Raw genomic sequence first — 26,525 nt, forward strand, 5'->3', positions numbered from 1 at the left:
TTGTAAAAATTACTAATAACTTTAAAACCCAAATAGCTGAATTAAAATAAAAAAGTGACCATCAAACTTATTGTAGGGCTTGCTAATCCAGGGGATAAATATATGACAACTCGCCATAATGTTGGCGCCTGGTATGTCAAGCAGCTAGCTAATGAAAATCGTCAGTATTTAAAAGAAAACCGCAATGTTTTTGGCTATACTGGTCACTTTAATCTTGGTGAAAAATATGTACGATTGCTAGTGCCGACCAAATTTATGAATGATAATGGTAAAGCAGTGGCTGCAATGGCTACATTTTATCACATCGCGCCGGAAGAAATTTTAATTGCACACGACGAGCTCAATATCTCACCTGGTTATGCTCGTCTGAAATATAAAGGTAGTCATGGTGGTCACAATGGATTAAAAGATATTATCCACAGTTTGGGTAATAATCCCAATTTTTACAGACTGCGGATTGGCATTGGTCACCCCGGTGATAAAAACAAAGTAGTAAGCTTTGTTTTAGATACACCATCGGTGACAGAACAGGAGCTAATTCAAAATGCTATCAATGAGTCGGTACGTTGTACTAGCATTCTTATTCAGGAAGATGCTGTCAAAGCGATGCACCAGCTACATACCCACCTATCTATATCGTGAATAAAGAAAATCAATCAAGTCAATTACCAAAATAATCTAAGGAATATTATGGGTTTAAAATGCGGCATTGTTGGATTGCCTAACGTAGGAAAATCAACGCTGTTTAATGCACTAACTAAAGCGCATATTGCAGCAGAAAATTTTTTATTCTGTACTATTGAACCTAATACTGGTGTTTTATCTGTACCAGATTCACGATTAGATCAGCTTGCTGCAATTGTGAAACCACAGCGCGTCATTCCTACAACAATAAAGTTTGTCGATACTGCAGGCTTGGTAAAAGGTGCATCCAAAGGTCAAGGTTTAGGTAATAAGTTTCTAACTAAGATTCGTGAAGTAGAAGTAATTAATCATGTCGTACGTTGTTTTGAACATGAAAACATCATTCATGTGGAGGGGAAAATAGATCCTGCATCAGATATTGATGTCATCAATACCGAATTAGCGTTGTCGGATCTGAACACTTGTGAACGTGCTATTAATAGAGTACAGAAAAACGTTAAAGATCGTGATCAAAATACTAAGCTCGAGTTATCCGCCCTAGAAAAATGCCTAATGCATCTAAGCCATGCAGGCATGTTACGTACATTAAATTTAAGTAATGAAGAGAAAAGTACTATTAGCTATCTAAGTTTACTAACGCTGAAACCAACGATATATATCGCTAATGTGAATGACTATTGTTTTAAGAATAATCATTATTTAGACATAGTCTACACTATTGCTTCTCAAGAAGAATCGATTGTCATTGCCGTATGCGCAACAGCTGAGTCTGATATTGCCGATTTGGAAAAAGAAGAATACGACGCTTTTATAACAGAATTAGATCTAAAAGAACACGGACTAAATCGTGTCATTAGAGCTAGTTATGAGCTACTCAAGTTACAAACGTACTTTACAGCTGGCATAAAAGAAGTACGTGCCTGGACTATCCCAGTAGGCGCTACAGCATTACAGGCTGCGGGTCAGATTCATACTGATTTTCAAAAAGGATTTATCCGTGCTCAAACTATTGCTTTTAATGATTTTGTTAAATTTAACGGTGAAAAAGGTGCCAAAAAAGCAGGTAAAATGCGTTTTGAAGGTAAAGAGTACGTTGTAAAAGATGGCGATGTGATGAATTTCCTGTTTAATATCTAAATTGACGTCTTAATTAAAGATTATATCTAATCGCAAAGTAAACCTCATTAGCCTTATGAGTTAATCACTAAAGTAGTAGCTACTATTACGGTACACATGTAGCGTCTGTAGTCGACATACCAGCAAAAAATCATATTCTACTCTTATGAGTAAATAGACTATAATAAGCAAAACAATCAATATCAGTGAATGGGGAGTGCGATGGGTTTTCTTACTGGTAAGCGTATTCTAGTCACAGGTATCGCTAGCCATCGTTCTATTGCCTACGGTATCACTCAGGCTCTATACCGTGAGGGAGCAGAGCTAGCTTTTACTTATCAACATAATAAGCTCAAATCGCGAGTGGAACATTTTGCAGCAGATTTTAATTCGAGCATCGTGCTACCATGTGATGTCGCGGAAGATGCTAGCATTAAAGCACTTTTTACCGGTTTGGTAAAGTTATGGCCTAACTTTGACGGCTTTATTCATGCCATTGCTTATGCTCCTAGTAATCAACTGAATGGTGACTATGTTAGTACGGTGACTCGCGAAGGCTTTGCTATATCGCATGATATCAGCGCTTATAGTTTTGTTGCTATCACAAAAGCATGCCGATCCATGCTGAATCCTAACTCTGCCCTTGTTACCCTTACCTATCTTGGAGCAGAACGTGCTATTCCTAACTATAATGTGATGGGTTTAGCAAAAGCATCTTTGGAGGCTAACACCCGCTATATGGCCAATGCTATGGGACCTCAGGGTGTACGCGTTAATGCTATTTCTGCTGGTCCCATTCGAACACTAGCGGCTTCCGGCATACGAAACTTTAAAAAAATGCTGAGCTATTATGAATCGGTTACGCCTATTCGTCGCTTAGTAACTATTAAAGATATTGGTAACACCGCGGCATTTTTGTGCTCTGATTTATCAGCTGGTATTACCGGTGAAGTTGTGCATGTAGATGGCGGTTTTCATATCGCTGTTATGAACGAACTAGAATAGTATTAATACACCAGACGAGAAGAGTTGATATATTTTATACGAGAAATCTTTCTAGGCTGCTTGCAGCAGCAAAACTAATAGCGTAAAACTATCAACTAAGCTAATTACAAGTATTAAAAGATTATGTTTCAAAATAACTCTCTACTGATACAGCTGAAACAACAACTGCACTCTAAAACACCACGCACGGAAGGTGTAGTAAAAAGTACTGATAAAGGGTTTGGCTTCCTCGAAGTTGACTCGCAAAATAGCTATTTCATTCCTCCCCCTTTTATGAAAAAAGTAATGCATGGTGATAAAATTAGTGCGGTATTACATACAGAAAAAGATCGTAAAATCGCTGAACCAGAGGCTTTAATTGAGCCTTTCTTATCTCGCTTTGTAGGTCAGATACAAATCAAAGACGATAGAGTAACTATTTTACCAGAGAATCGGCTGATTAAAGAATTGATACCGGCAGGTCCGCGACACAACGTGAGTAATAGACTCTCTACTGGAGATTGGGTAGTAGCGGAAATGTGCCGCCATCCTCTAGAAGGTCATCGCTACTTTTACGCTCAAATAATAGAACTAGTGACGACCAGCGGTAATTATTTTGCTCCATGGTGGGTAACCTTAGCTAAGCATAATTTAGAACGAGAAGCGCCAGCTATGCCTAAAGGTCTAATACCACAAGACGATGGTCTGATACGAGAAGATCTAACAGCGCTAAATTTTATCACAATTGATAATGCTAGTACTGAAGATATAGATGATGCATTACATGTAGCTTACGGACCAAATGAAACATTAGTCATTACGATTGCTATAGCAGATCCGACGGCATGGATTATTGCTGGAAGTAAGTTAGATACTATTGCTCGTCATAGAGCCTTCACCAACTATCTTCCTGGCTTTAACATTCCAATGTTACCGCGGATGTTATCAGATAATCTATGTTCTTTACGCGCTTATGAAAAGCGACCAGCTCTTGTCTGCCAAGTGACAATGCAATATGATGGTACTCTGGAAGAAGATATACGTTTTTTCACAGCCTGGGTCGAATCTAAAGCTAAGTTAAGCTATGATGATGTATCCGACTGGCTAGAAAACAGCGGTGTGTGGCAACCTGATAACAATACTATCGCTGAGCAGATACGCCTTTTACATAGAGTTTGCCAAGCTCGTAGCTCCTGGCGCGAGCAACATGCGTTAGTATTTAAGGATAAACCAGATTATCGTTTTATTCTGGATGAAAAAGGGAAAGTCAATAATATTATTGCCGAACCGCGCCGTATTGCGAAACGAATGATTGAAGAGGCAATGATAGCGGCTAATATCTGCGCGGCACGTGTATTACGTGATGGTCTGGGCTTTGGTCTATATAACACCCATAATGGCTTTGACGTAGCTATGGTAGATCAGGCAGTAGCTATTTTAAGAAACCATAATATTCCAGCCGATGCTAATAAATTGCTGACGATGAAAGGATTCTGCGCTTTACGTCGTCAGTTAAATGCCATGCCAACCTCATATCTGGATAGCCGCATTCGTCGTTTCCAGACGTTTGCAGAGTTAAAAACAGAGCCTGGTCCCCACTTTGGTCTCGGACTAGATGTTTATGCAACTTGGACTTCCCCTATTCGTAAATATAGCGATATGATGAACCATCGTTTACTAAAGGCGCTTATTGGTGCAAGGAAAGCAGAGCGACCTAAAAAAGAGATTACTTTGCGTATATCTGAACGTCGTAGGCAAAACCGTATTGCGGAACGAGACGTAGAGGATTGGCTATATGCTCGCTTTCTTCAAAAAACCGCAGGTACCGAGATTTGTTATAGTGCTGAAATTATCGATATTTGTCGTAGTGGTATGCGGGTACGATTAGTAGATAATGGTGCTATTGCTTTCATCCCTGCCCTCTTTATCCATAGTATACGTGATGAGTTAGTTTGTAACCAGGATACCGGCATAGTACAAGTAAAAGGTAAAGAATGTTACCGCCAGGGAGATACAATAGAGGTAACTATTGTAGAAGTACGTATGGAAAATCGTTCTATTATTGCTAAAATTATTTCAGCATAATCAAAATTATAATTATGTATTATTAGTGAATAACCTACTTCATAAACTAGTTTGACTGTTTAAGTGAACGTAGTATTTCCCATAATACTACATGAGGTTCCGCTGCTTGGGTTATGGGACGACCGATAACCATATAGTCGACGCCAGCTTGTTGTGCTTGTTGCGCAGTCATGACTCGACAGTGGTCATGATCAGCCATTTGATTAAATGCTAGACGAATTCCCGGTGTTACTATAGTAAAATTATGACCACATATTGCCTTAATATGTACTGCTTCCTGTGCTGAACAGACTACTCCATCTAGGCCACAATTTTTTGTTAAGATGGCTAGTCTAATAGCAAATTCTGTAGTTGTACCTTGAATACCAAGTATTTGTAAATCATTATCACTGATGCTAGTTAGTACTGTTACTCCAATAAGACGTGGGGCGCCTGGACCAAAGTTAGCCAGGGCATTACGTGCAGCAACCATCATTTTTTCACCCCCACTAGCATGTATATTAACCATCCATACCCCTAAATCTGCGACAGCAGATACTGTTCTGGCAACAGTATTAGGTATATCATGAAATTTTAGGTCAAGAAAAATATCAAAACCACGTTGCTGTAGCTCAATTATCAACGCTGGCCCAAAACGCGTGAACATCTCTTGTCCTATTTTCAACCTACAATGCTGTGGCGAAATTAAATCTGCAAATGCCAGTGCTTGACTTGCATGGGCATAATCTAACGCCACAATTAGTGGAGAGTATGTCGATAGTGGTAAAGCCTGACATGTCATTAATAATTCCTTTTTTTTCAGAGAATCATGTTGCGCTTCACTGGTAATCTACACTAAGAGGTTTAACCTACCTAAGCTTATAATTCATACGAGCTAGGAGTGCTAAGATTTTTCGGTTAATAGGTTAAAATGCATGGAGCATAGCATTAGGAATTACTAATTAAATACATCTAATATTTTTAATGAGCTTACTTAAATTAGTAATGATACTATTAGTTTTAATAGTGCTAAGATTTATATCTAACATCTCATTTTTTCTGTTGTTATCTCCCATATATAAAAACTTTTCATTCCTTAAATACCACGGGAATTGTTGGAGCGATTGTTAGACGTAACATTTACTGTCTGGGCGATCTGTTGTTGTGTAAGCCGTTTTACCTCCCTTTTGGCGTAAACTAACGCTAAACTAGTACGCAACCAGAATAGACCGCAAGTAATCCAACCTATGATAAAGCCAGCGAGAAAGATGAGTGATAATAGTGTCGATGCCCGAAATTCTCTTTTATTGAGCAAGTAGTTAAAAGATAGAATCTGATTATTGTGTGCTCCAAATAAAAGTAAGGTGATAAATATCACCAGCATAAGCAACATAATAAGAATGTATTTCACATTAGTTCCTGCAAGCAAGCAATGTTATGGTTATGAAAAGGTTAATTACTATGTACTACAGTTTTAATATTAAGAACATTTCCTAATGAGCACAGGCAAGCTTAACAGAAAGTATCAGTCTCATCGGCATAAATATATGCTGATTGACTAATTTGTAACCAGTTGACGATAACAATACCCAGTAATAAGATAAATTTATGGCACACTAACATCAGTGGTACCAGAAAGTATATTTGTTTTTTTGGAGAGTATCATGCAGCTTAAACGTGTGGCAGAAGCTAAACTGCCAACACCATGGGGTGATTTTCTAATGATAGGATTTGAGGAGATCGCCACAAAACATGATCATCTAGCGCTGGTCTATGGTGATGTTACTAGTCCAGTACCGGTTCTGGCACGAGTGCACTCCGAATGTTTGACCGGCGATGCTCTTTTCAGCCTGCGCTGTGATTGCGGTTTTCAGTTAGAGGCTGCGCTGAGTTATATTGCGGAAGAGAGACGTGGTCTTCTACTTTATCATCGTCAAGAAGGACGTAATATCGGGCTGCTGAATAAAATTCGTGCCTATGCGCTTCAAGATAAAGGAGCTGATACGGTTAAAGCAAATCATCAGCTAGGTTTTGCTGCTGATGAACGAGATTTCACTCTTTGCGCCGATATGTTCAAAGTGCTAGGAGTAGGTTCAGTTCGCTTGCTAACTAATAATCCTAAGAAAGTTGAGATACTTTCTGAGGCTGGTATAACGATTACTGAACGAGTTCCCCTAATTGTTGGTCGTAATCCGGAAAATGCACGTTATCTCGATACCAAAGCAGCTAAGATGGGGCATTTACTTAATGAGAAATAAAAATAACTGATATGTAATTATATTATAAGGCTAGCAGCTTAATAATCATAGACTATCACTTTACCGGCAAATTGATCTCCTGAAATATTACTTCAATTTCTTCATTAGATCGCCGTGCTACCGCCATATCTACTACTTCACGGGTTAAATGCGGTGCGAAACGTTGAAGAAAATCGTACATGTAGCTACGCAAAAATGTGCTACGACGGAATCCTATTTTAGTAGTACTCTGTGCAAATAAGACATCTGCGCTGATTTTTACTAAATCCTGGTCCGCTTCCGAGCTTACAGCCATATTAGCAATCACACCAATACCAAGACCCATACGCACGTAAGTTTTAATTACATCTGCATCAGTAGCCGTAAAAACAATACGTGGTTTCAGTCCCGCGTGGTTAAAAGCGATATCCAGCTCAGAGCGACCAGTAAAGCCAAAGGTATAAGTAACCAGTGGATAAGATGCTAGTTCTTCAATAGCTATCTTTTTTTTGCTGGCTAAAGGATGATGTGGTAACACCACAATAGCACGGTTCCAGTGATAACAAGGCAACATCACTAAATCATCATACAAATGCAGTGCTTCAGTAGCAATGGCAAAATCAGCTAACCCTTTAGATACAGCTTCTGCAATTTGTGCCGGAGAGCCTTGGTGCATATGTAGTGATACTAGTGGGTAACGCTTGATAAAGCTTTTGATAACTTCTGGTAAAGCATAACGTGCTTGAGTGTGGGTAGTTGCTACATACAATGATCCTTTATCAGGATAGGTATGTTCCCCAGCTACTGCTTTGATAGCATCAACTTTGGAGAGTACTTCGCGTGCAATACGAATAATTTCCTGACCTGCTGGTGTTACCCTAGTTAGATGTTTACCGCTACGGACGAATATTTGTACCCCTAGCTCATCTTCTAACATTCGCACCCGTTTACTAATACCGGGCTGAGAGGTATAAAGACCTTCAGCAGTAGAAGAAACATTGAGGTTATGGTTCACTACTTCTACGATATAACGAAGTTGCTGTAATTTCATCTTGGTATCCTGGCATGTACCTTGAACATGGAGCGCGAAAATCATCAGCCTAGCTGGTGACATAAGATAGCAAACCAGGTTCAGATTTTAGCAAAGCTAAAGGATTCAAAGAGTTTATTATAATTTATAGTATTAAATCATAAAAAAACAAGTAATATCACTCTATGAAAGATTCAATTAAAATAGCCAACCTGTAGAAAGTCAAGGAGAGCTACTAATTAATATAGGTAAGCTAGTTTATTTATTCCTAATAAACTGGAGATAATGATAGAGCTGATAGCTTGAGCTTGCTTTTAGGCTCCGCTCCTAGATATTGGTTTTATCTGCCAATGTCCGTCAATAAAAAAGGCAGTCCAACCGGTTGCCTTACCATCTTTTTCTGATGAAACATATTGTTGTTTGGTTTTACGGCTGAAGCGTACTAAAGTCTTATTGCCCTCTTCATCTTGTGCAGGCGCATCCGCTAAGTAACGCAGTACATTTGGTAGACGATCTTTAAATTTCACTAATTCTTCAACTAGCGGCGCGCGAGTTTCGCGTACTTTTGGGAAAGTATGAGCTGCTAGGAATACTCCGGTCGCACCATGACGTAATACAAAATAAGCATTAGCATGGTTACATATTAGCTCTGGTAATGCTACTGGATCAATCTTTGGTGGTGCTATATCCCCATTACTTAATATATTCCTAGTATTTTTGCATTGATCATTTATACAAGCTACATATTTACCGAAACGGCCTAATTTTAGGTGCATATTTGTACCGCACTTTTCGCACTTCGGACCGTGATAGCTTTTGATATAAAATTTACCTTGTTCGATGTGATAACTATCGCATAAAGGATTACTACCGCATACATGTAATTTACGATACTGATCGATTAGGTAGCTATCCATTATCTGATTACATTTGATGCAATGGGGCCGTACGCGAGAGACATTAGTATCTGTATTATCGCTTTCTAATATCTTCATTGATTCAGATTCAGATATCAGGTTCATTGTTTTTTTACAACGCTCTTTTAGCGGGAGTGCATAACCAGAACAACTAAGAAAAACTCCAGTACTAGCAGTACGAATGCCCATTTTCCTACTACAAATAGGACAAATTATGTTCGTTATGACCATATTATTAGGCTGCATACCACCTTCTGCTGGATCTTTCTCAGCTTTTTCTAGTTGTTTAATCAATTTAACGAAGAAAGTATCAAGTACATTTTTCCACTCTTGCTTATTATTAGCGATTTTATCAAGTGTATTTTCCATATTAGCTGTAAAGTCATAATTCATTAGTTCACAGAAATTTTCTTCTAAACTTTTAGTCACAATTTCTCCCATTTTTTCGGCGTAGAAACGACGATTTTCTATATTGACATAGCCACGATTTTGAATTGAAGATAGAATAGACATGTATGTAGATGGTCGGCCAATACGAAGTTTTTCTAGCTTTTTGACAAGCGAAGCTTCACTGTAGCGTGCAGGTGGTTTCGAAAAATTCTGGCTTGGAATCAATTGTTGTAGAGTTAATATCTGGCCCACTTCTACTAAAGGTAAGATTTTATCTTCATTCTCCTTCCGCAACACAGACACAGGCATAACTTTAGTCCAACCATCGACACGTAGTGTTCGCCCACGAGCACAGAGCTGAAAATCACCCGCTGTTACGGTCAATATTGTAGAGTCATACTGCGCTGGTATCATCTGGCAGGCAACAAATTGCTTCCAGATTAATTGATAAATATTTCGTGCTTGTTCATCCATATTTTTTAGTTGTTGAGCTTGGGTATAAATATCGGACGGACGAATTGCCTCATGTGCTTCCTGCGTCTGACCTTTGCTGACATACTGATTTGGTTTATTAGGGAGATATTCACTACCGAAAACATCTATGATATAACTACGGACCATATTAAGCGCATCCTCACTAACCTGAGTAGAATCAGTACGAATATAGGTAATATATCCAGCTTCATATAGCCGCTGAGCAAGCATCATTGTTCTTTTTACCCCATAGCCTAAATGAGTACTAGCTGCTTGTTGTAGGGTAGATGTTATAAAAGGCGCACCAGGCTTACTACTTGTTATTTTATTTTCTTGCTTACAGATGAGATATCTCGCAATCTCAAGTAAAGGAATAACAGTTTGGATTTGTGTGTAATTAATTGGTTTAAATAGTTTATGATGTTGGTGTGTAACCCGCATTGTCAGTGGTGCTCCATTATGAGTCTGCAAATTAGCATATAGCTCCCAATATTCTTCTGGTAAAAAAGTTTTAATTTCGCGTTCACGCTCTACTATAAGTCTTACAGCAACAGACTGTACCCGACCTGCGGATAAGCCACGAGCTATTCTTTTCCATAATAAAGGAGAAACCATATAGCCCACCATACGATCCATGAAGCGCCGTGCTTGTTGTGCATTAACACGATATAGATTAAGCTCTGTAGGTTTTTTAAACGCTTGGGTAATAGTATTATAAGTAATTTCGTTAAATACTACCCGACTAAATCTTGTTTGATCACCGCCTATAACTTCCCTAATATGCCAGGCGATGGCTTCACCTTCACGGTCAAGGTCTGTAGCAAGATAAATATGTTCAGCTTGTTCCGCGATAGCTTTTAACTCATTAACTATTTTTTCTTTACCTGGTAAAATTTCATAATGAGCTAACCAGTCATTATAGGGATCGATACCCATACGATTTACTAGTGCGCTCTGCTGGTTTTGTTTACCTTGTTTCGGTTTTATTGCGCTATTTTTACTAGTAGAATTATTGATCGGTAAATCGCGAATGTGACCGATACTAGATTTAACCACATAGTCATTACCTAAATATTTATTAATTGTTTTCGCTTTTGCTGGAGATTCAACAATAACAAGAGCTTTGACCATTTTATTTTACTCGTATTATTTATTATATTTTTGGCAGAATTGATTTCTTTATATTACTAGAGCACTCTATTTTTATCTGATTAATTTTTAGTAGAATTGAATTTACTAACCATATGCTAATAGTACTTTCTATTAAAGCGCTTATGCTTTATCTATTGTGACTTATTCAGTATCCGAACAATTACAAGTTTTCTGATTATAGCTACTAACTTAAAAGAATATATTTTTATAGATGAGATCTGGTAGTAGTTAGGTAATTTAAAAGGTATAATTTTTATTAAGCTTGATAAAAATCATCCCTCTTTTATATTCTAGGTTAAATATATAAAAAGTATGATTATATATTTATATATCGATAGATATTATCTTCTAATTTAAGAACAAAAACAGCAATAACCATAACGTATTAGTGAGATGAATTGTTCGTTTGATCTTTTAGGCATAGATGATTATTTGATTTATGGTGTACATACTCACCTATGATATGAAATAAATTTTCAGGTTAGTTGTGAAATTTACACCGCACATGTATGGAGAGTAGTTCTACGATACTTTACGTTCATAATATAAGTATCTAGTATAGATGGTATAACAAGGTATCATGTTATCTCTTATTTTAACTATTGTTCTGCCAAGGAACCCCCCCATGCCAATTATGGCGACTATCCTATATCGTGACATGTTGAACTTTTTCCGTAATAAGTTCGCAGACATTATTTTACTTGCGCTATTAACTGCACTCATTAGTGTATTGCTGGGCTGCTATGCATTAGCTCCAGCTCCTGTAAGTGAACAGATTCTCTCGCTTGGTAACAAAGCTGATATTGAAATGTTATCAGAGATTAGTTTCAAACAAATAATAGAACATATGTCGATAGACCAGCAGATCATTTTGCTTAAAACCTCTGCTGCTGGTACTTTAGCTGGACTCGTTGGTAATGCATTACTAACAGGAGGGCTACTTACTATGATACGTTTTATCTCAAATAAACGATCAATTAGCGTACTGGGGGCTATCGTGTTATCGGTGCGTTTACTACCCCGCCTGCTGCTATTAATTTTTATTACGACGTTACTTGTTCAATTAGGACTACTGCTAGTTGTAGTCCCAGGATTTTTGCTATCCATAGCTTTTAGCCTCTCGCCTGTCATTGCAACGATTGATAATCTCGGGGTTATTAGATCTATGCGCGCTAGTATTGAAATTGCTTTCGCTAATATTCGCTTGATTAGTCCGGCGGTACTATTATCGATGTTCGCGAAAACTATGGTATTACTGTTAGTCACACCATTTATTATATGTCATCCAATTTTTACAGCGATATTGTTAAATTTATTCAGTAATCTCATCTCATCTTTGTTGTTAATATATTTATATCGTCTGTACATGTTACTACGAGTGGTTTAAATTATTGTAAAGTAGTTGATATATGCCATTTAGCATTGTCTACTATGTCAAATATATAAAGATTTTACTAACCATACTTCTATACGTCTATTTTATTTAAAGAGATATAGATTATGTAGTTATACTGCAATAATCAGTATCTTCTCTACTTGTTCGTAACAGAGATGACCCAAAAAAATTGGTATTCGCATTATTAAGACAGATCTCTTGAGATCGATAGATGAGAGTTAATGAACTAAATACATTTCTTTTAATTGTGGGGTCATTTTTCCCGTGCTCTATGTAATTTATACAGAATGCGTTACCGAGTTGTTAGAACAAGGCCTATCTACCTGTTGTAACAAAATAGATATGGCACGCTTACAACTACTACAAAACCAAGGACGACTATTAACCGCCGGCCTGACGCCGGCGGTTGACAGTTGCGATCCTAGTATCGCAGGATTTCATGGTTATACGATAATCGCGGAATTTGATGATTTGGAAACAGCGCAGGCCTGGGTTGAGCATAATGTCGCTACCGGTTGTATCTACGCTACAGTTATAGTTAAACCATATAAAAAAATATTTTAAGATAATTTTAGATAAATAATAATAGCTAATATTTAATTATTCTGATCATTAGTAAATGAAGCTAGTTATTTGATACCACTAGGGTAGTTTAAGCTATTAGTAGAACTGATATTCTATGGGATAGTAAAAACATTTGCTATTGTCTCCCTTATACATGCGTTAACTCAAGCTTATGTTCTGCGAACAGGTTTTTTTCTCTATGATAACGCTTTATACGATTATAAACTGGTTACTAATTTTTAGTTATTGGTTATTAATTGCATGTGTCACTTTGCGAATATTAATGAAACGTCGTGCGGTGCCTTCTGCCATGGCTTGGCTGCTAGTGATTTATATTCTACCGTTGGTAGGAATCATAATTTATTTGCTACTCGGTGAGCTTAATATTGGCAAGCGCCGCTACGAACGCAATAAGGCTGTGTGCCCTTCCATCAATCAGTGGATTGATAATCTAAAATGTTGCCAGCAAATATTTTCGACTGCAAATAGCGAAGTAGCACGTTCACTGTTTCAATTATGTGCACACCGCCAGGGTATCAGTGGTCTGAGAGGTAATAAAATACAATTACTGACTAATACCTATGAGACTATGAAGTCACTTATCCGCGACATTAGTCTGGCACAGCGTAACATCGAAATTGTTTTTTATATCTGGCAGGCAGGAGGAGTAGTCGATAAAGTGGCAGAAGCACTGATGGCTGCTGCACGTAGAGGTGTTTTTTGTCGATTGATGCTCGATTCAGCCGGCTGTGTGCACTTTTTCTGCAGTCCCTACCCTGCCATGATGCGTAATGCAGGGGTTAAAGTTGTTGAAGTCTTGCATGTTAGTATTTTGTGTGTATTCCTGCGTCGGATGGATTTACGTCAGCATCGTAAGATGGTATTGATAGATAATTACATCTCCTATACTGGCAGTATGAATATGGTTGATCCGCGTTACTTCAAACAAAAAGCCGGCGTTGGTCAATGGATAGATATGATGACACGCATGGAAGGACCAATCACTATGGTAATGGGTATAATCTATTCTCGTGATTGGGAAATAGAAACAGGCCAACGCATCCAGCCACCAGCCGAAAATATCATACCATTCGAATACTCTAATTCAAATAATACTGTCCAGGTTATCGCCTCTGGTCCTGGTTTTCCAGAGGGAGTCATTCACCAGGCATTACTCACCGCAATTTATGCAGCACGTGAAGAATTAATTATCACTACACCTTATTTAGTACCTAGCGATGATTTACTACATGCTATTTGTACTGCCGCCCAACGTGGTGTAAAAGTGCAGATTATTATTCCACTTGATAATGATTCCCTGCTAGTTAGATGGGCGAGTAGGTCGTTTTTATCAGAGCTACTAGAAGCTGGCGTACTTATTCATCAGTTCGAAGGCGGGCTATTGCATACGAAAAGCGTGCTGGTAGACAGTCAATTAAGCTTAGTAGGAACAGTTAATCTAGATATGCGTAGCTTATGGTTAAATTTTGAAATTACCTTAGTTATCGATGCTAAAGATTTTGGCAGCGATCTAGCGCGAGTGCAAGAAGATTATATCGCACATTCGCGGCTTATTGACGTGATAGTCTGGTCAAAACGTCCTTACTGGCAACGCATTATCGAGCGACTTTGCTACTTTTTGAGTCCATTATTATGATTGTATCACTATTAAATATGATAATACTTTGCTCAAGTGTAGCGTAAAGTAAGTAGGACAGATAAAAAACAGCGTTAGAAATCTATTCTCATCAACAAATCATGCATTACTAGAAAATCGTTCTACTAAATAACTTAAATCAAATTAATATCAAGAAATTATATCAAAATAATTAAGAGTTCAATACTAGTAATCATTTCTTAAATTATGTGAGTTGAATTTAGCAATATAGCTATAGATATTTAATAGATAAATCTTAGATCTCAAATATCTTACCAGCCATCTATGTTAGTAACAACTATACTATTTGATGTCTGAAATTTCGCGCTATACAATGATATCAAGCATCTATGTTTCTAAATTCATGTGTTGATATAGTGATAACCACTCTTCACAATTTATATAAAATATCTTAGAGTATATATTAGTTGGAAACAAGCAGTATAATACTGTACTTTATTAGTGCTACACTAATAACCATTCCATTGTCTTATTTAAATATTTTTATGTAAAGAACTAATATTTATTATTATTCGTTTTCTGAGTAGTCTAAATAATATTTTTAATTAATGACAATTCGGGTATTGCAGAAAGGATACTAGCGCTTTATTATTCATAATACTGATACGCACTATTTGTAATATTAGAGATTAAGTTAATGAACGAAGCACTTAAGATTCTTAATAACATTCGTACTTTGCGCGCACAAGCCAGAGAATGCACTCTAGAAACTCTAGAAGAAATGCTGGAGAAACTTGAGGTCGTAGTCAATGAACGACGTGAGGAAGACAACCAAGTTCAGGCTGAAATAGAAGAACGCACTCGAAAACTACAACAATACCGTGAAATGTTGATTGCAGATGGCATTGATCCTAATGAATTATTACATACTATTAATATTTATAAAACCACCGGAAAAATTAGACGAGCTACCCGTCCGGCAAAATATCAATATATCGACGAACATGGTCAAATTAAAACTTGGACTGGACAGGGACGTACTCCCGCAGTGATCAAAAAAGCTATTGATCAAAAAGGAAAAGCGCTAGAAGATTTCTTGCTATAAAGCTTTACTAACTATCCTATCAGTTAAAAACTATCTTCATATTAAATATATTCATTTATTAGCAGTAAGTTTATATTTCAAATAAAGCTAGCATTCGTTATTACATCATAGCTAGCTTAATTATGACTTAATTTCTATAAGTACCACGACGAAGTGCTTCAATACGTTTATCCAGTGGTGGGTGAGACATAAAGAACTCACTAAAAGATTGATTACGTCCGTTAATACAAAAAGCTATTATACTACTTGATTCTTGTGGTTCATAACTAGTTTTTAATCGTTGCAGGGCGGCAATCATTTTATCGCATCCTACTAGTTTAGCTGAACCAGCATCTGCATGAAATTCACGGTAACGCGAAAACCATAAAACAATAATACTTGCTAGAACGCCGAATACTAATTCAAGTACCGTCGATATAGTTACATACACGAAATGATTCCCGTTACTATTTTCTTCTTTACTATCAGATCCCATTAAGCCCGCAACTAATTGCGCTATAAAACGAGAAATAAAAATGACAAAAGTATTAACTATTCCATTTATTAAGGTCATAGTAACCATATCTCCATTTGCGATATGGCTGATTTCATGAGCTATCACTGCTTCAGCTTCAGAGCGGTTCATATGCTGCAAAAGGCCGGTACTGACTGCTATTAGTGATGTATTACGACTAGCACCTGTAGCGAAAGCATTGATATCAGGTGCATGATAAATTGCTACCTGCGGTATTGCTATGCCGATATCCTGCGCCTGACAACGTATAATATTTATCAACCAAGTTTCTACTTCATTACGTGGCTGTTTTATGAGTTCACCGCCTACTGAACGTAGTGCCATAAATTTTGACATTAATAGTGAAATGAAGGCTCCACCAAAACCGAACATACTAGCTATAATAATCAACCCAGCGGTACTAGAAGTTTGGATACCGGTAAAGTTTAATACAATGCCAAAAACGACCATGACCGCTAAGTTCGTGAGTAAAAACAGAGCAATACGTATCATAAGAATATAATTTTTTCCTCAAAAAAGTGATGTTTACGAGATCAAGTTAATTTATGACATCTATTGTAACTTTAGTTATAGTATTAATTTAATGTAATTTTTACATAACATGATTTCCAAAATATTGAATAAGTCATGAAATTACTTAGTTTCATCTTAAGTCTTAAGTCTTAATTTCATTTATCAGATGTTCGGTACGTACTATCAAATAAATTCCAGAAGATAGTTGTATACGAACTCCTTCTTTAGTGATTTCTCTTACTGTTGCAATCATAAGAGATTGACCTACTTTGATTTGAATTTCTTGACCTATTGTAAGGGTAGTAATATTACGAATAGGTATCGGTAAAAATATCGCTACTTGATTTATTTTTTGAGCTGTCTGTGTGTACCGTGAATCTTGTGGCTGTGGCATAGAAACTTTTTCTTGCTCATGATTTTTAGCTTTTTGTACAGTACGATACTGTGAAATACGAGCTTTAGCTTCCTCTAATTGCTTGCGTGCATACTCAATATGTTGTGCTTCTAATTCACCACATGGATTACCATTGAGATCTACGCGTTGTACTCCATGCTTTATTCCATATAAGTAACGCCAACTTGACGTGTATAGTCGTAATGCAGAACGTAACTGGGTTTTACTTAGAGTCTTTTGGCTCTGTACCCATTCGACTAGATCTTTAAAGATACCGATCTTGAGTGGTCGCGCCTGACCTACTGAGGTAAAACACAACGGAAAGCGCTCTGAAAGAAAAGCAATTACTTTTTTATGATTGTTTAACTTATATGGATGTTCCATTAATGTTCCTGATAAACACAAAACTTACATTGTTCTTAAAAGTGTTTTATGAAAAAATAATCATCATATTAGTCAATAGTTAATCAAATAGATCAAAAGTAGTTTTTAGCTCAAAACAAGTAGTGCCGATAAGTTATTTACTATATAATAACTATTATTGATTTTTCATCATTTGGTCTATTAAAAATAGTCCATTATAATCAATAGCTATCATTTCAAACTTGTCTAATATAGATTTAAAAATCTTCTCTTCTTTATGCTGTTCAGCAACGTACCACTGTAGAAAGTAGAATGTTGAGTAATCTTGTAGTGTCATAGTAACGTGCACTAGCCGGTTAATTTGATTGGTAATATTTTTTTCATGTTCGTAGGCAAAATTAATTAATTCAGTTAGTGACGAGAAATGGATTGGAGGAGCTTGAATAGCACCTAACAGAGGCATAGTACCAGTATCATTTAAATAGTCAAAGATACGGTATATATGATTTGTTTCTTCTCGCGACTGCTTTTGAAAAAATTGGCTTATACCTTCAAAGCCTTTATTATGACACCAAGCACTCATTTGCAAATAAAGATTAGTAGAGTAACATTCTAAGTTTAGTTGTTCATTAAGCTTCGTTGTCACTTCTGGTTTTAACATTAGTTCAATCCTTATTGAATAAAGTACATTCTGTAGAAAAATGCGATTTTAGTTTCGTTGTGCCCTAATTAAAGTTGATAGTTTAATAATAAAAATTATAGTTTTAAAGTTTTACTTCAGAGAAATGTTCTTCTAACTCATGCCAAGAGCGACTGTCTCTAGTCATTAGCGCGACCGATGTTACTGGTCCCCAACTACCAGCTGGATATGATTTTAGTGCATCAGTATCTGATTTCCAAGCTTCGATAATTGAATCGACCCATTTCCAGGCTTCTTCTATTTCATCTCGGCGAACAAAAAGCGCTTGAATACCTCGCATAGTTTCTAGTAAGAGACGTTCATAAGCGTCGGAAAGATGTGCCTGGTTAAAAGTTTCAGTAAAACTCAGATCTAACTTCGTAATTTGTAAACGATGTTTATGATCTAGTCTAGGTACCTTATTTAAAATCTGAATGTCCATTCCTTCATCTGGCTGCAGACGGATAGTAAGTTTATTTGGCGGAAGTTTTTGATAGGAATCCCGAAACAAGTTAATAGGTGGATTTTTAAAATATACTACTACTTCTGAACATTTCATCGGTAGACGCTTACCAGTACGTAAATAAAACGGAACGCCAGCCCATCGCCAATTATCAATATCCACACGAAGCGAAACAAAAGTTTCAGTACAGCTACTTTGATTTGCCCCTTCTTCTTCTAGATAGCCGGGCACTTTTATACCATTGATAATACCAGATGTATATTGCCCACGTACTGTGGTATCACGCACATTACTATCATTAATAGGACGTAGTGAACGTAAAACTTTTACTTTCTCATCGCGGATACTATCAGTGGTTAAATCAGAAGGAGGTGACATAGCAATCATAGTTAATATTTGTAGCAAATGGCTTTGAATCATGTCACGCATTTGACCTGCTTTATCAAAATATCCCCAACGTCCTTCGATACCTACTTCTTCAGCTACCGTTATCTGTACATGATCAATGGTACGATTATCCCAGTTTGTGGTGAATAAAGAATTAGCAAAACGTAAAGCAAGTAAATTCAGCACTGTTTCCTTGCCAAGATAATGATCGATACGATAAACTTGAGTTTCGTTAAAATACTTTGATACTTGATCATTAATCATACGTGATGATGCTAGACTTGTACCTAATGGTTTTTCCATCACAACACGATTTGGATATTGATTCATGCCAAATTCGCCTAATCCTTGACAAATAGAGCCAAAAGTATGTGGTGGCATAGCTAAATAATTAACAGTAACTCTAGACTGAAGATCTAATTTGTTAGCTAACTCTCTAAAATTTTGAGTATCATTAACATCTAAATTACAAAAATTAAAACGTGCGCTTAAAGTTTTCCATAATTTTTCGTCAATAGGTTCTTTCATGAAATTTTCTAAAGCTTGACGTACAACATGTGTATAAGTCTTCACATCCCACTCTGCGCGACCAACACCAATGATGCGAGTTTCCGGATGAATATAACCTGATTTTTCTAGCTGATACAACGAGGGTAATAACTTACGACGAGCTAAATCTCCTTTGGCGCCAAAAATAACTAGATCACATGCTTGGGCTATGGATGTCACAGTCATTTTGTTTTCCCCGTATAAAAGAGCTTTATCAATTTATTTAATTATACCTCGACTATACTTTAAAAAAACAACAAATTTTATTATGCAAAGTTTTTTAAGAAAGACTCTTGCTAGAAAACAAGTATGTTACTAAATACTAGGTTATAAAATAAATGCAATTATTTATTATCATTCAATGGAGTTATCTATGTTAAGACGGTTAAGAAGAACAAAAATTGTAATTACTCTTGGTCCTTCTACTGATATTGACAATAATCTTGAAAAAATAATTTTAGCGGGTGCTAATGTTGTACGCTTAAATTTTTCACATAGTACTACCAAAGATCATATACGACGTGCGCAACAGGTACGTGAAATTGCAGCTAGTTTAGGATGTCATGTTGCAATTCTTGGTGATTTACAAGGGCCTAAGATTCGTATTTCAACCTTCTGTCATGATAAAATTTTTCTAAATATTGGAGATGAATTTATACTTGATGCTACCCTTGCATGTGGCGCAGGCAACCGTAAACGAGTTGGTATAGATTATAAAAACTTGCCAGATGACGTGTTTCCAGGCGATATATTGCTCTTAGATGATGGTCGGGTACAATTAAAAGTATTAACAGTTCAAGAATTACAAATTTATACTGAAGTAATTATTGGAGGCTTGCTATCAAATAATAAAGGTATTAATAAATTAGGCGGTGGTCTTTCCGCTGAGACTCTCACAAAAAAAGATCAAGCTGATATTATTACTGCTGCCAAGATCGGTGTTGACTACTTAGCGATATCTTTTCCGCGTACTGGTCAAGATATTATCTATGCACGTCAGCTTGCTCGTGATGCAGGTAGTCATGCAAAAATAATTTCCAAAGTAGAACGTGCCGAAGCTGTTGTTTCTGATGAAGCGATGGATGATATTATTTTAGCATCAGATGTTGTTATGGTAGCACGTGGAGATTTAGGTGTTGAGATTGGGGATACAGAACTAGTTGGTATTCAAAAAAAATTAATTAGACGGGCTCGTCAGTTGAACCGGGCTGTAATCACTGCAACCCAAATGATGGAATCAATGATTATCAATCCTTTACCTACTCGTGCAGAAGTTATGGATGTAGCCAACGCAGTACTAGACGGTACCGATGCTGTAATGCTGTCTGCCGAAACTGCGACTGGTCAGTATCCTATAGAAACTGTAACTACTATGGCAAAGATTTGTCTAGGAGCAGAAAAAATACCAAGTATAAATATTTCGAAACATCGAATTGATGTACAGTTTGATAATATCGAAGAAGCTATCGCTATGTCAGCCATGTATGCAGCCAATCATCTGAAAGGAATTACTGCCATTATATCAATGACGGAGTCCGGTCGTACTGCATTAATAATGTCTCGTATCAGCTCAGGTCTACCTATTTTTGCACTATCCCGCCATGAGCATACATTGAATCTGACAGCATTATATCGCGGTGTAACGCCAGTTTATTTTGATAATAATGGTGATAGGGTAGCAACAGCAATTAATGCAATTAGTTTGCTACGCGATCAAGGTTTTTTAGTAGTAGGAGATTTAGTTATTATTACCCAAGGCGATATTATGAATATGGTAGGTACCACGAATACTAGCAGAATTTTACTAGTTGAGTAAAATAGTTGACATGCTGAAAACTGTGGTATAAATCTTTGCTGTTAAATTCACCATTAACATAAGTATATTTAAAAATAAGACTGTTTCTTTTTTTTACTTTTATGATAGCTATTACTATATAACTATAAATAGTAATTGCTTCCTGTCTGTTTGTTAACGGTTTCTGCTAACTACAAACATCAAGGTCGTAGTCTATATTATATATTGCTATTTGAGTGTCGTGACTTTGTATATGTATACTTAGAGTATTAATTTTTTAGTAGTTCAGTAGAGTGACAACTATCACTTCAGTACTAATATCATATTTAAAAACAGAGTAGATAAATTTATCCGCATACTTCTGATTATCTATCTATGTTCGTTGCAGTACACAGATACAGTTGAAAACTAATATATAAAACACATCATATCTGTGACGTATTAGTCATATATATTTTTTAACAGTTATCATAATTGTTAGGAACAAAAGATGGAAACAGTTAAAAAAAATAGCTTAGAAGAAATTAATAGTACTATTCCAGTACCTACTGGTAAAGCAAGATTTATTAAAAAACTATTTGCTTTCTCCGGCCCAGGAGCATTAGTTGCGGTAGGTTATATGGATCCAGGTAACTGGATTACTTCTATCCAAGGTGGTGCCCAGTATGGTTATTTATTATTATCAGTAATTTTGATTTCTAGCTTGATAGCGATGCTATTACAAGTGATGTGTGCAAAACTAGGCATTGTCACTGGTATGGATTTAGCACAGGCAACAAAAGCATTAGTTGGACAACGTACCGCAATTATTCTATGGCTTACTACCGAATTAGCAATTATTGCTACAGAAATGGCAGAGATTATCGGAAGTGCCATCGCTCTAAACTTATTATTTAATATACCATTATTATTAGGTGTTGTTATTACTGTCGTAGATGTACTTCTGTTGCTTATTTTAATCAAATTTAGCATTAGAAAAATAGAAGCAGTAGTATTTTGTCTAATTATAACTATATTTATTATTTTCTCTTATGAAGTAGCCCTTACTCATCCAAATTTATCTTTGATCATACGTTCGTTTATTCCACAGACCGAAATTCTAACGGCTCATGTGTCTGGTGGAGATTCTGCTTTCTTCATCGCATTAGGAATTGTAGGTGCTACAGTTATGCCGCATAATCTTTATTTACATTCTTCTATTGTACAGTCACGGCAATATGCTAGGGAAGATCCTCAAGCACTAGAGGAAGCGATTCGTTACGCGACCATAGATTCAAATATGCAGTTAGGTTTTTCATTCATTATTAATTGTCTGTTATTAATTCTTGGCGCATCTTTGTTTTTTGGAAAGAACCCAGAGGATATTGGTAGATTCGCTCAACTTTATAATGCATTACAAGATCACAATATGGCTGGTGCTATAGCAAGCTCTACATTAGCGACGCTATTTGCAATAGCATTACTTGCTTCTGGACAAAATGCTACTATTACCGGAACCTTGACTAGTCAAATTGTAATGGAAGGTTTTATTAATTTTACCTTACCGCTCTGGCAACGACGGATAATTAATAGGTTAATAGCTATTCTTCCGATTATAACTGGTATTTATTTGTGGGGAGAAAAAGGAGATGTGATAGAAAAACTACTTGTTTATACTCAAATTTTTTTAAGCATAGCACTACCTATTTCGATGCTACCGCTATTATATCTAACATCATCTCGAAAAAGAATGGGCAGCTTTGTTAATTGTAAAACTTTTATAATTATAGGTTGGCTAGCGAATGCTGTTCTGATTGTACTTAATATTCAATTAATCATTAAGACGATGAATATGTTATTTAGTTAATAGATCATAATATGATTATATTTTTAGTACTGCTAATTATATTTAGCGTTTTTGAGTTGTTATTTCATTAACATGCGGAGATGATTAGCTATCATATGAGTCATAAATTCACTTAGTTTGTAACTCTATTTTTTATGATGATTGAAATCATCTGTGATTTTATCGTATGATAGTAAAATACTAAGTAAATTTTATTGGTGATTTTTTATCTAAAATTTCTTAAGACAGCTATATCTATAATTACCAATGAAGATACAATTAATTTAATTAATCTAAATAGTTTTCCTTTTTTAAACTAAAGTGACGATAGGCTTCAGCAGTAACGATACGTCCGCGTGGCGTACGTTGTATAAATCCTTGCTGAATTAAAAATGGCTCTAGCACATCTTCTATTGTCTCTCTTTCTTCACCAATAGCTGCTGCTAGATTATCTAGTCCTACTGGTCCACCAACAAACTTATTAATAATTGCTAATAATAATTTACGATCCATTATATCAAATCCAGCGGTATCAACATTAAGCATATTTAAAGCATTTATTGCGACATTATTAGTAATATTCCCAGCTGCATGTACTTCTGCAAAATCGCGCACTCGTCGCAGTAGCCGGTTAGCGATACGCGGAGTACCACGAGCGCGTCGAGCTATTTCATGTGAACCACCACTAGTAATATTTAATGATAAGCACGCGGCGCTACGATTGACTATATGTTGTAAGTCTTCAGTATGATAAAAGTCTAGACGTTGCACAATACCAAAACGATCGCGTAATGGTGAAGTTAACGATCCCGCCCTAGTCGTAGCTCCAACTAAAGTGAATTGCGGTAATTTTATTTTTATAGAACGTGCTGCCGGACCCTCCCCGATCATTATATCCAGCTGATAATCTTCCATGGCTGGATATAATATCTCTTCTACTATAGGTGATAAACGATGAATTTCGTCGATAAATAATACGTCATGTGATTCTAGGTTCGTGAGTATTGCTGCTAAATCGCCAGCTTTTTCCAAAACGGGACCAGATGTACTACGGAGGTTTCCCTCCATCTCATTGGCAATAATATTTGCTAACGTCGTTTTACCTAGTCCAGGTGGACCAAAAAGTAATACATGATCTAGTGCATCACCGCGCATTTTTGCAGCATTAATAAAAATATTCATCTGCTCACGTATATTAGCTTGACCAATATAATCAACTAATTTTTTCGGTCTATAGCTATAATCTATGACTTCCTCACTTACTGTAGCCATAGAGATTAAACGATCAGCTTCTATCATATTATCCTCATAGTGTGGTACGCAACGCATCTCGTATTAATGCTTCACAGTTAGCTTCTGCACTCGCTACTTTTTTTATCATCCGACTTGCGTCCTGATGTGTATAACCTAAGGAAATAAGCGCTGCTACTGCTTCGCTTTCAGGATCATGCCGTACTAGTAATTCTTCTCTAAATATTAAAGAAAACGATGTATTCTTAAACTTGTCTTTCATTTCGACAACAAGACGTTCTGCAATTTTTTTCCCAACGCCTGGTAATTTCATTAAGGTATTAATTTCTTTATGTTTAACAGCGTGGAACAATTGTTTTTCTGACAGATTAGCTAGAATAGTTAGCGCTAGTTTCGGCCCGATCCCATTGACTTTAATAAGCTCACGAAAGAGCACCATCTCTTGTTTAGTAAGAAAACCAAATAACAATTGGGTATCTTCGCGTACGATAAAATGGGTATATAGAACAGTTTCCTGACCAGTTTCCGGTAGCACATCAAAATAAGTTATTGGTATATAAATTTCATAACTGATTCCGTAGATTTCTAATAAAACTATCGGTGGTTCTTTTTCTATAAGAATTCCTTTGAGACGTCCAATCACCTTGAACTTCCTTTTTAACGTAATCTACCGCGGGTTAGTTTTAGGCTATGATCGCCCATACGAGTAGTATTTTGACTTATATAACAATGAGTCATAGCGATTGCTAATGCATCTGCCGCATCCACTTGCGGATTAGTAGATAAATTTAATAAGATACGGACCATATGCTGTACCTGTATTTTTTCCGCTGAACCAATCCCAACTAATGTTTGTTTTACTTGTCGTGCAGCATATTCAAATACAGGGATATTATTATTCATTGCTGCTACTATAGCGACACTACGTGCTTGACTAAGCTTCAGCGCAGAATCTGCGTTTTTCGCCATAAAAAGCTGTTCAATAGCTAAAACTATTGGCTTATATTGAGTAATGACTTCGTTTACACCGACATAAATCAGTTTTAATCTATTGGGTAAATCATTGACTTTTGTTCGAATACAGCCGCTAGCTAAATAACTGAGGAGTGTTCCTTGCTGACATACAACACCATAACCAGTAATACGAGAACCTGGATCAATACCGAGAATGATTGTCATAATTTAGCCATGATTTAATTTGTAACAATTGTTTAATTGATTGTGCTATAATTATGTCTTAAACAATAGTTTTACTATTACTGTATGTCAAATTTTGACATTGTGATAAACCTCTTGTACGTCCTCGGACTCTTCTAACATATCAATAAGACGCTGCAATTCCATTATCATCTCTTCGTTGATATGAATAATAATTGATGGAATAAATGCTATTTTTGTCGATATAGTTGTTAGACCTGCTTTTTTAAGGGTATTTGTTATTTTACCTAATAACTCTAATGTCGTATAAACATCAATCGTACCATAAGTATTAATTACTACATCATCAGCAGATGCTTCTAAAGCTAGATCTATAAAAATATTTTCGTTTAAACCTGGAGCAAACGATATCACTCCTTTTTTATTAAATAAATAAGCAACAGATCCTGCAGAGCCTAAGTGACCACCTACTTTTGTAAAAGCATGACGTACTGTAGACACAGTACGTCTACGATTACTACTAAGGCATTCTACGATTACAGCTGTTCCTCCTGGACCATATCCTTCATAACAGATAGTTTCCATTTCCTGACTATCAACATCACCAATACCGCGGGCTATAGCACGATTTAAAGTGTCACGTGTCATATTATTCGCGAGTGCTTTATCTACTGCAGCGCGTAACCGCGGATTAAAATCTATATTTTCGCCTCCTAACCTAGCAGCTGTTACTAATTCACGGATAATTTTTGTAAAAATTTTACCTCTTTTAGCATTTTGAGTAGCTTTGCGATGTTTAGTATTTGCCCACTTACTATGACCTGCCATATTTATCCTGAATAAAATTATTATATATAATATATAGTGTCAGTTTTTTCCCAGTAAGCCTATTTTATAGGGGAGAAAAATAAGAAATGTTATTACTGTTTTTAGATAGTTATG

At 36.4% G+C, this 26,525-nt stretch carries 23 protein-coding genes; 11 read left to right on the plus strand and 12 right to left on the minus strand.

What is annotated here, in order from left to right:
• Positions 1–54: 54 nt before the first annotated feature.
• From pth to IM45_RS01690, 4 genes are all read left to right on the plus strand, one after another.
• Positions 55–642 carry an aminoacyl-tRNA hydrolase gene (pth, locus tag IM45_RS01675; protein ID WP_038498457.1) on the plus strand — a complete coding sequence of 196 codons (588 nt, stop codon included), beginning with the start codon at positions 55–57 and terminating at the stop codon, positions 640–642.
• Positions 643–690: 48 nt separating this feature from the next.
• Positions 691–1,782 (plus strand): redox-regulated ATPase YchF, encoded by a 1,092-nt coding sequence (gene ychF, locus IM45_RS01680; RefSeq protein ID WP_038498460.1) that lies wholly within the window; start codon positions 691–693, stop codon positions 1,780–1,782.
• Between the two features lie 201 nt (positions 1,783–1,983).
• The gene (gene fabI / locus IM45_RS01685; protein ID WP_038498465.1) at positions 1,984–2,766 is read left to right on the plus strand and encodes an enoyl-ACP reductase FabI; all 783 of its coding nucleotides are present in this window, start codon (positions 1,984–1,986) and stop codon (positions 2,764–2,766) included.
• Positions 2,767–2,889: 123 nt separating this feature from the next.
• Entirely contained in the window at positions 2,890–4,830 is a 1,941-nt protein-coding gene (locus IM45_RS01690; protein ID WP_038498468.1) for an exoribonuclease II, read from the plus strand.
• Positions 4,831–4,876: 46 nt separating this feature from the next.
• Here IM45_RS01690 and pyrF read toward each other — a convergent pair whose 3' ends face one another.
• Together pyrF and IM45_RS01700 are read right to left on the minus strand one after the other, a co-directional pair.
• Positions 4,877–5,611 carry an orotidine-5'-phosphate decarboxylase gene (gene pyrF, locus IM45_RS01695; RefSeq protein WP_038498472.1) on the minus strand — a complete coding sequence of 245 codons (735 nt, stop codon included), beginning with the start codon at positions 5,609–5,611 and terminating at the stop codon, positions 4,877–4,879.
• A 294-nt stretch (positions 5,612–5,905) separates the two neighbouring features.
• The gene (locus IM45_RS01700; protein WP_038498475.1) at positions 5,906–6,220 is read right to left on the minus strand and encodes a LapA family protein; all 315 of its coding nucleotides are present in this window, start codon (positions 6,218–6,220) and stop codon (positions 5,906–5,908) included.
• A gap of 253 nt (positions 6,221–6,473) precedes the next feature.
• On the opposite strand from IM45_RS01700, the gene ribA reads away from it, so the two are divergent.
• Positions 6,474–7,067: a GTP cyclohydrolase II gene (gene ribA, locus IM45_RS01705; RefSeq protein ID WP_038498478.1), complete on the plus strand. Its 594-nt coding sequence runs from the start codon at positions 6,474–6,476 to the stop codon at positions 7,065–7,067.
• 55 nt (positions 7,068–7,122) lie between these two features.
• On the opposite strand, the gene cysB is transcribed toward ribA, so the two are convergent.
• Together cysB and topA are read right to left on the minus strand one after the other, a co-directional pair.
• The gene (gene cysB / locus IM45_RS01710) at positions 7,123–8,097 is read right to left on the minus strand and encodes an HTH-type transcriptional regulator CysB (RefSeq protein WP_038498481.1); all 975 of its coding nucleotides are present in this window, start codon (positions 8,095–8,097) and stop codon (positions 7,123–7,125) included.
• Between the two features lie 293 nt (positions 8,098–8,390).
• Positions 8,391–10,988, minus strand: a complete 2,598-nt coding sequence (gene topA / locus IM45_RS01715; RefSeq protein WP_038498484.1) for a type I DNA topoisomerase — start codon at positions 10,986–10,988, stop codon at positions 8,391–8,393.
• Positions 10,989–11,634: 646 nt separating this feature from the next.
• Here topA and IM45_RS01720 point away from each other — a divergent pair.
• The 4 genes from IM45_RS01720 to hns all read left to right on the plus strand — a co-directional run bounded on the left by IM45_RS01720 (position 11,635) and on the right by hns (position 15,692).
• Positions 11,635–12,396 (plus strand): YciC family protein, encoded by a 762-nt coding sequence (locus tag IM45_RS01720; RefSeq protein ID WP_038498487.1) that lies wholly within the window; start codon positions 11,635–11,637, stop codon positions 12,394–12,396.
• A 273-nt stretch (positions 12,397–12,669) separates the two neighbouring features.
• Complete coding sequence (locus IM45_RS01725) at positions 12,670–12,969, plus strand: YciI family protein (RefSeq protein ID WP_038498490.1); 300 nt, start codon at positions 12,670–12,672, stop codon at positions 12,967–12,969.
• Between the two features lie 199 nt (positions 12,970–13,168).
• On the plus strand, positions 13,169–14,626 hold the full coding sequence (gene cls / locus IM45_RS01730; protein ID WP_038498494.1) for a cardiolipin synthase: 1,458 nt from the start codon (positions 13,169–13,171) through the stop codon (positions 14,624–14,626).
• A 658-nt stretch (positions 14,627–15,284) separates the two neighbouring features.
• Positions 15,285–15,692 (plus strand): histone-like nucleoid-structuring protein H-NS, encoded by a 408-nt coding sequence (hns, locus tag IM45_RS01735; protein WP_038498497.1) that lies wholly within the window; start codon positions 15,285–15,287, stop codon positions 15,690–15,692.
• A gap of 127 nt (positions 15,693–15,819) precedes the next feature.
• On the opposite strand, the gene htpX is transcribed toward hns, so the two are convergent.
• From htpX to zwf, 4 genes are all read right to left on the minus strand, one after another.
• Entirely contained in the window at positions 15,820–16,698 is an 879-nt protein-coding gene (gene htpX, locus IM45_RS01740) for a protease HtpX (RefSeq protein WP_038498500.1), read from the minus strand.
• A 163-nt stretch (positions 16,699–16,861) separates the two neighbouring features.
• The gene (gene proQ / locus IM45_RS01745) at positions 16,862–17,497 is read right to left on the minus strand and encodes an RNA chaperone ProQ (protein ID WP_038498503.1); all 636 of its coding nucleotides are present in this window, start codon (positions 17,495–17,497) and stop codon (positions 16,862–16,864) included.
• Between the two features lie 154 nt (positions 17,498–17,651).
• Positions 17,652–18,137 carry a non-heme ferritin gene (gene ftnA / locus IM45_RS01750; RefSeq protein ID WP_038498506.1) on the minus strand — a complete coding sequence of 162 codons (486 nt, stop codon included), beginning with the start codon at positions 18,135–18,137 and terminating at the stop codon, positions 17,652–17,654.
• A gap of 103 nt (positions 18,138–18,240) precedes the next feature.
• Complete coding sequence (gene zwf, locus IM45_RS01755; RefSeq protein ID WP_038498509.1) at positions 18,241–19,740, minus strand: glucose-6-phosphate dehydrogenase; 1,500 nt, start codon at positions 19,738–19,740, stop codon at positions 18,241–18,243.
• A gap of 187 nt (positions 19,741–19,927) precedes the next feature.
• On the opposite strand from zwf, the gene pyk reads away from it, so the two are divergent.
• Together pyk and IM45_RS01765 are read left to right on the plus strand one after the other, a co-directional pair.
• Positions 19,928–21,370: a pyruvate kinase gene (gene pyk, locus IM45_RS01760; protein ID WP_038499553.1), complete on the plus strand. Its 1,443-nt coding sequence runs from the start codon at positions 19,928–19,930 to the stop codon at positions 21,368–21,370.
• A 469-nt stretch (positions 21,371–21,839) separates the two neighbouring features.
• On the plus strand, positions 21,840–23,195 hold the full coding sequence (locus IM45_RS01765) for an Nramp family divalent metal transporter (protein WP_038498511.1): 1,356 nt from the start codon (positions 21,840–21,842) through the stop codon (positions 23,193–23,195).
• 267 nt (positions 23,196–23,462) lie between these two features.
• Here IM45_RS01765 and ruvB read toward each other — a convergent pair whose 3' ends face one another.
• From ruvB to IM45_RS01785, 4 genes are all read right to left on the minus strand, one after another.
• Positions 23,463–24,473 (minus strand): Holliday junction branch migration DNA helicase RuvB, encoded by a 1,011-nt coding sequence (gene ruvB, locus IM45_RS01770; RefSeq protein ID WP_038498514.1) that lies wholly within the window; start codon positions 24,471–24,473, stop codon positions 23,463–23,465.
• A 7-nt stretch (positions 24,474–24,480) separates the two neighbouring features.
• Positions 24,481–25,068: a Holliday junction branch migration protein RuvA gene (ruvA, locus tag IM45_RS01775; RefSeq protein WP_038498517.1), complete on the minus strand. Its 588-nt coding sequence runs from the start codon at positions 25,066–25,068 to the stop codon at positions 24,481–24,483.
• Between the two features lie 14 nt (positions 25,069–25,082).
• Positions 25,083–25,604, minus strand: a complete 522-nt coding sequence (gene ruvC / locus IM45_RS01780; protein WP_038498520.1) for a crossover junction endodeoxyribonuclease RuvC — start codon at positions 25,602–25,604, stop codon at positions 25,083–25,085.
• An 87-nt stretch (positions 25,605–25,691) separates the two neighbouring features.
• A complete protein-coding gene (locus tag IM45_RS01785) occupies positions 25,692–26,411 on the minus strand; it encodes a YebC/PmpR family DNA-binding transcriptional regulator (RefSeq protein WP_038498523.1) in 720 nt (239 codons plus the stop codon).
• Between the last annotated feature and the right edge of the window lie 114 nt (positions 26,412–26,525).

The organism is Candidatus Palibaumannia cicadellinicola, assembly GCF_000754265.1.
Taxonomy (GTDB): domain Bacteria; phylum Pseudomonadota; class Gammaproteobacteria; order Enterobacterales; family Enterobacteriaceae; genus Baumannia; species Baumannia cicadellinicola_B.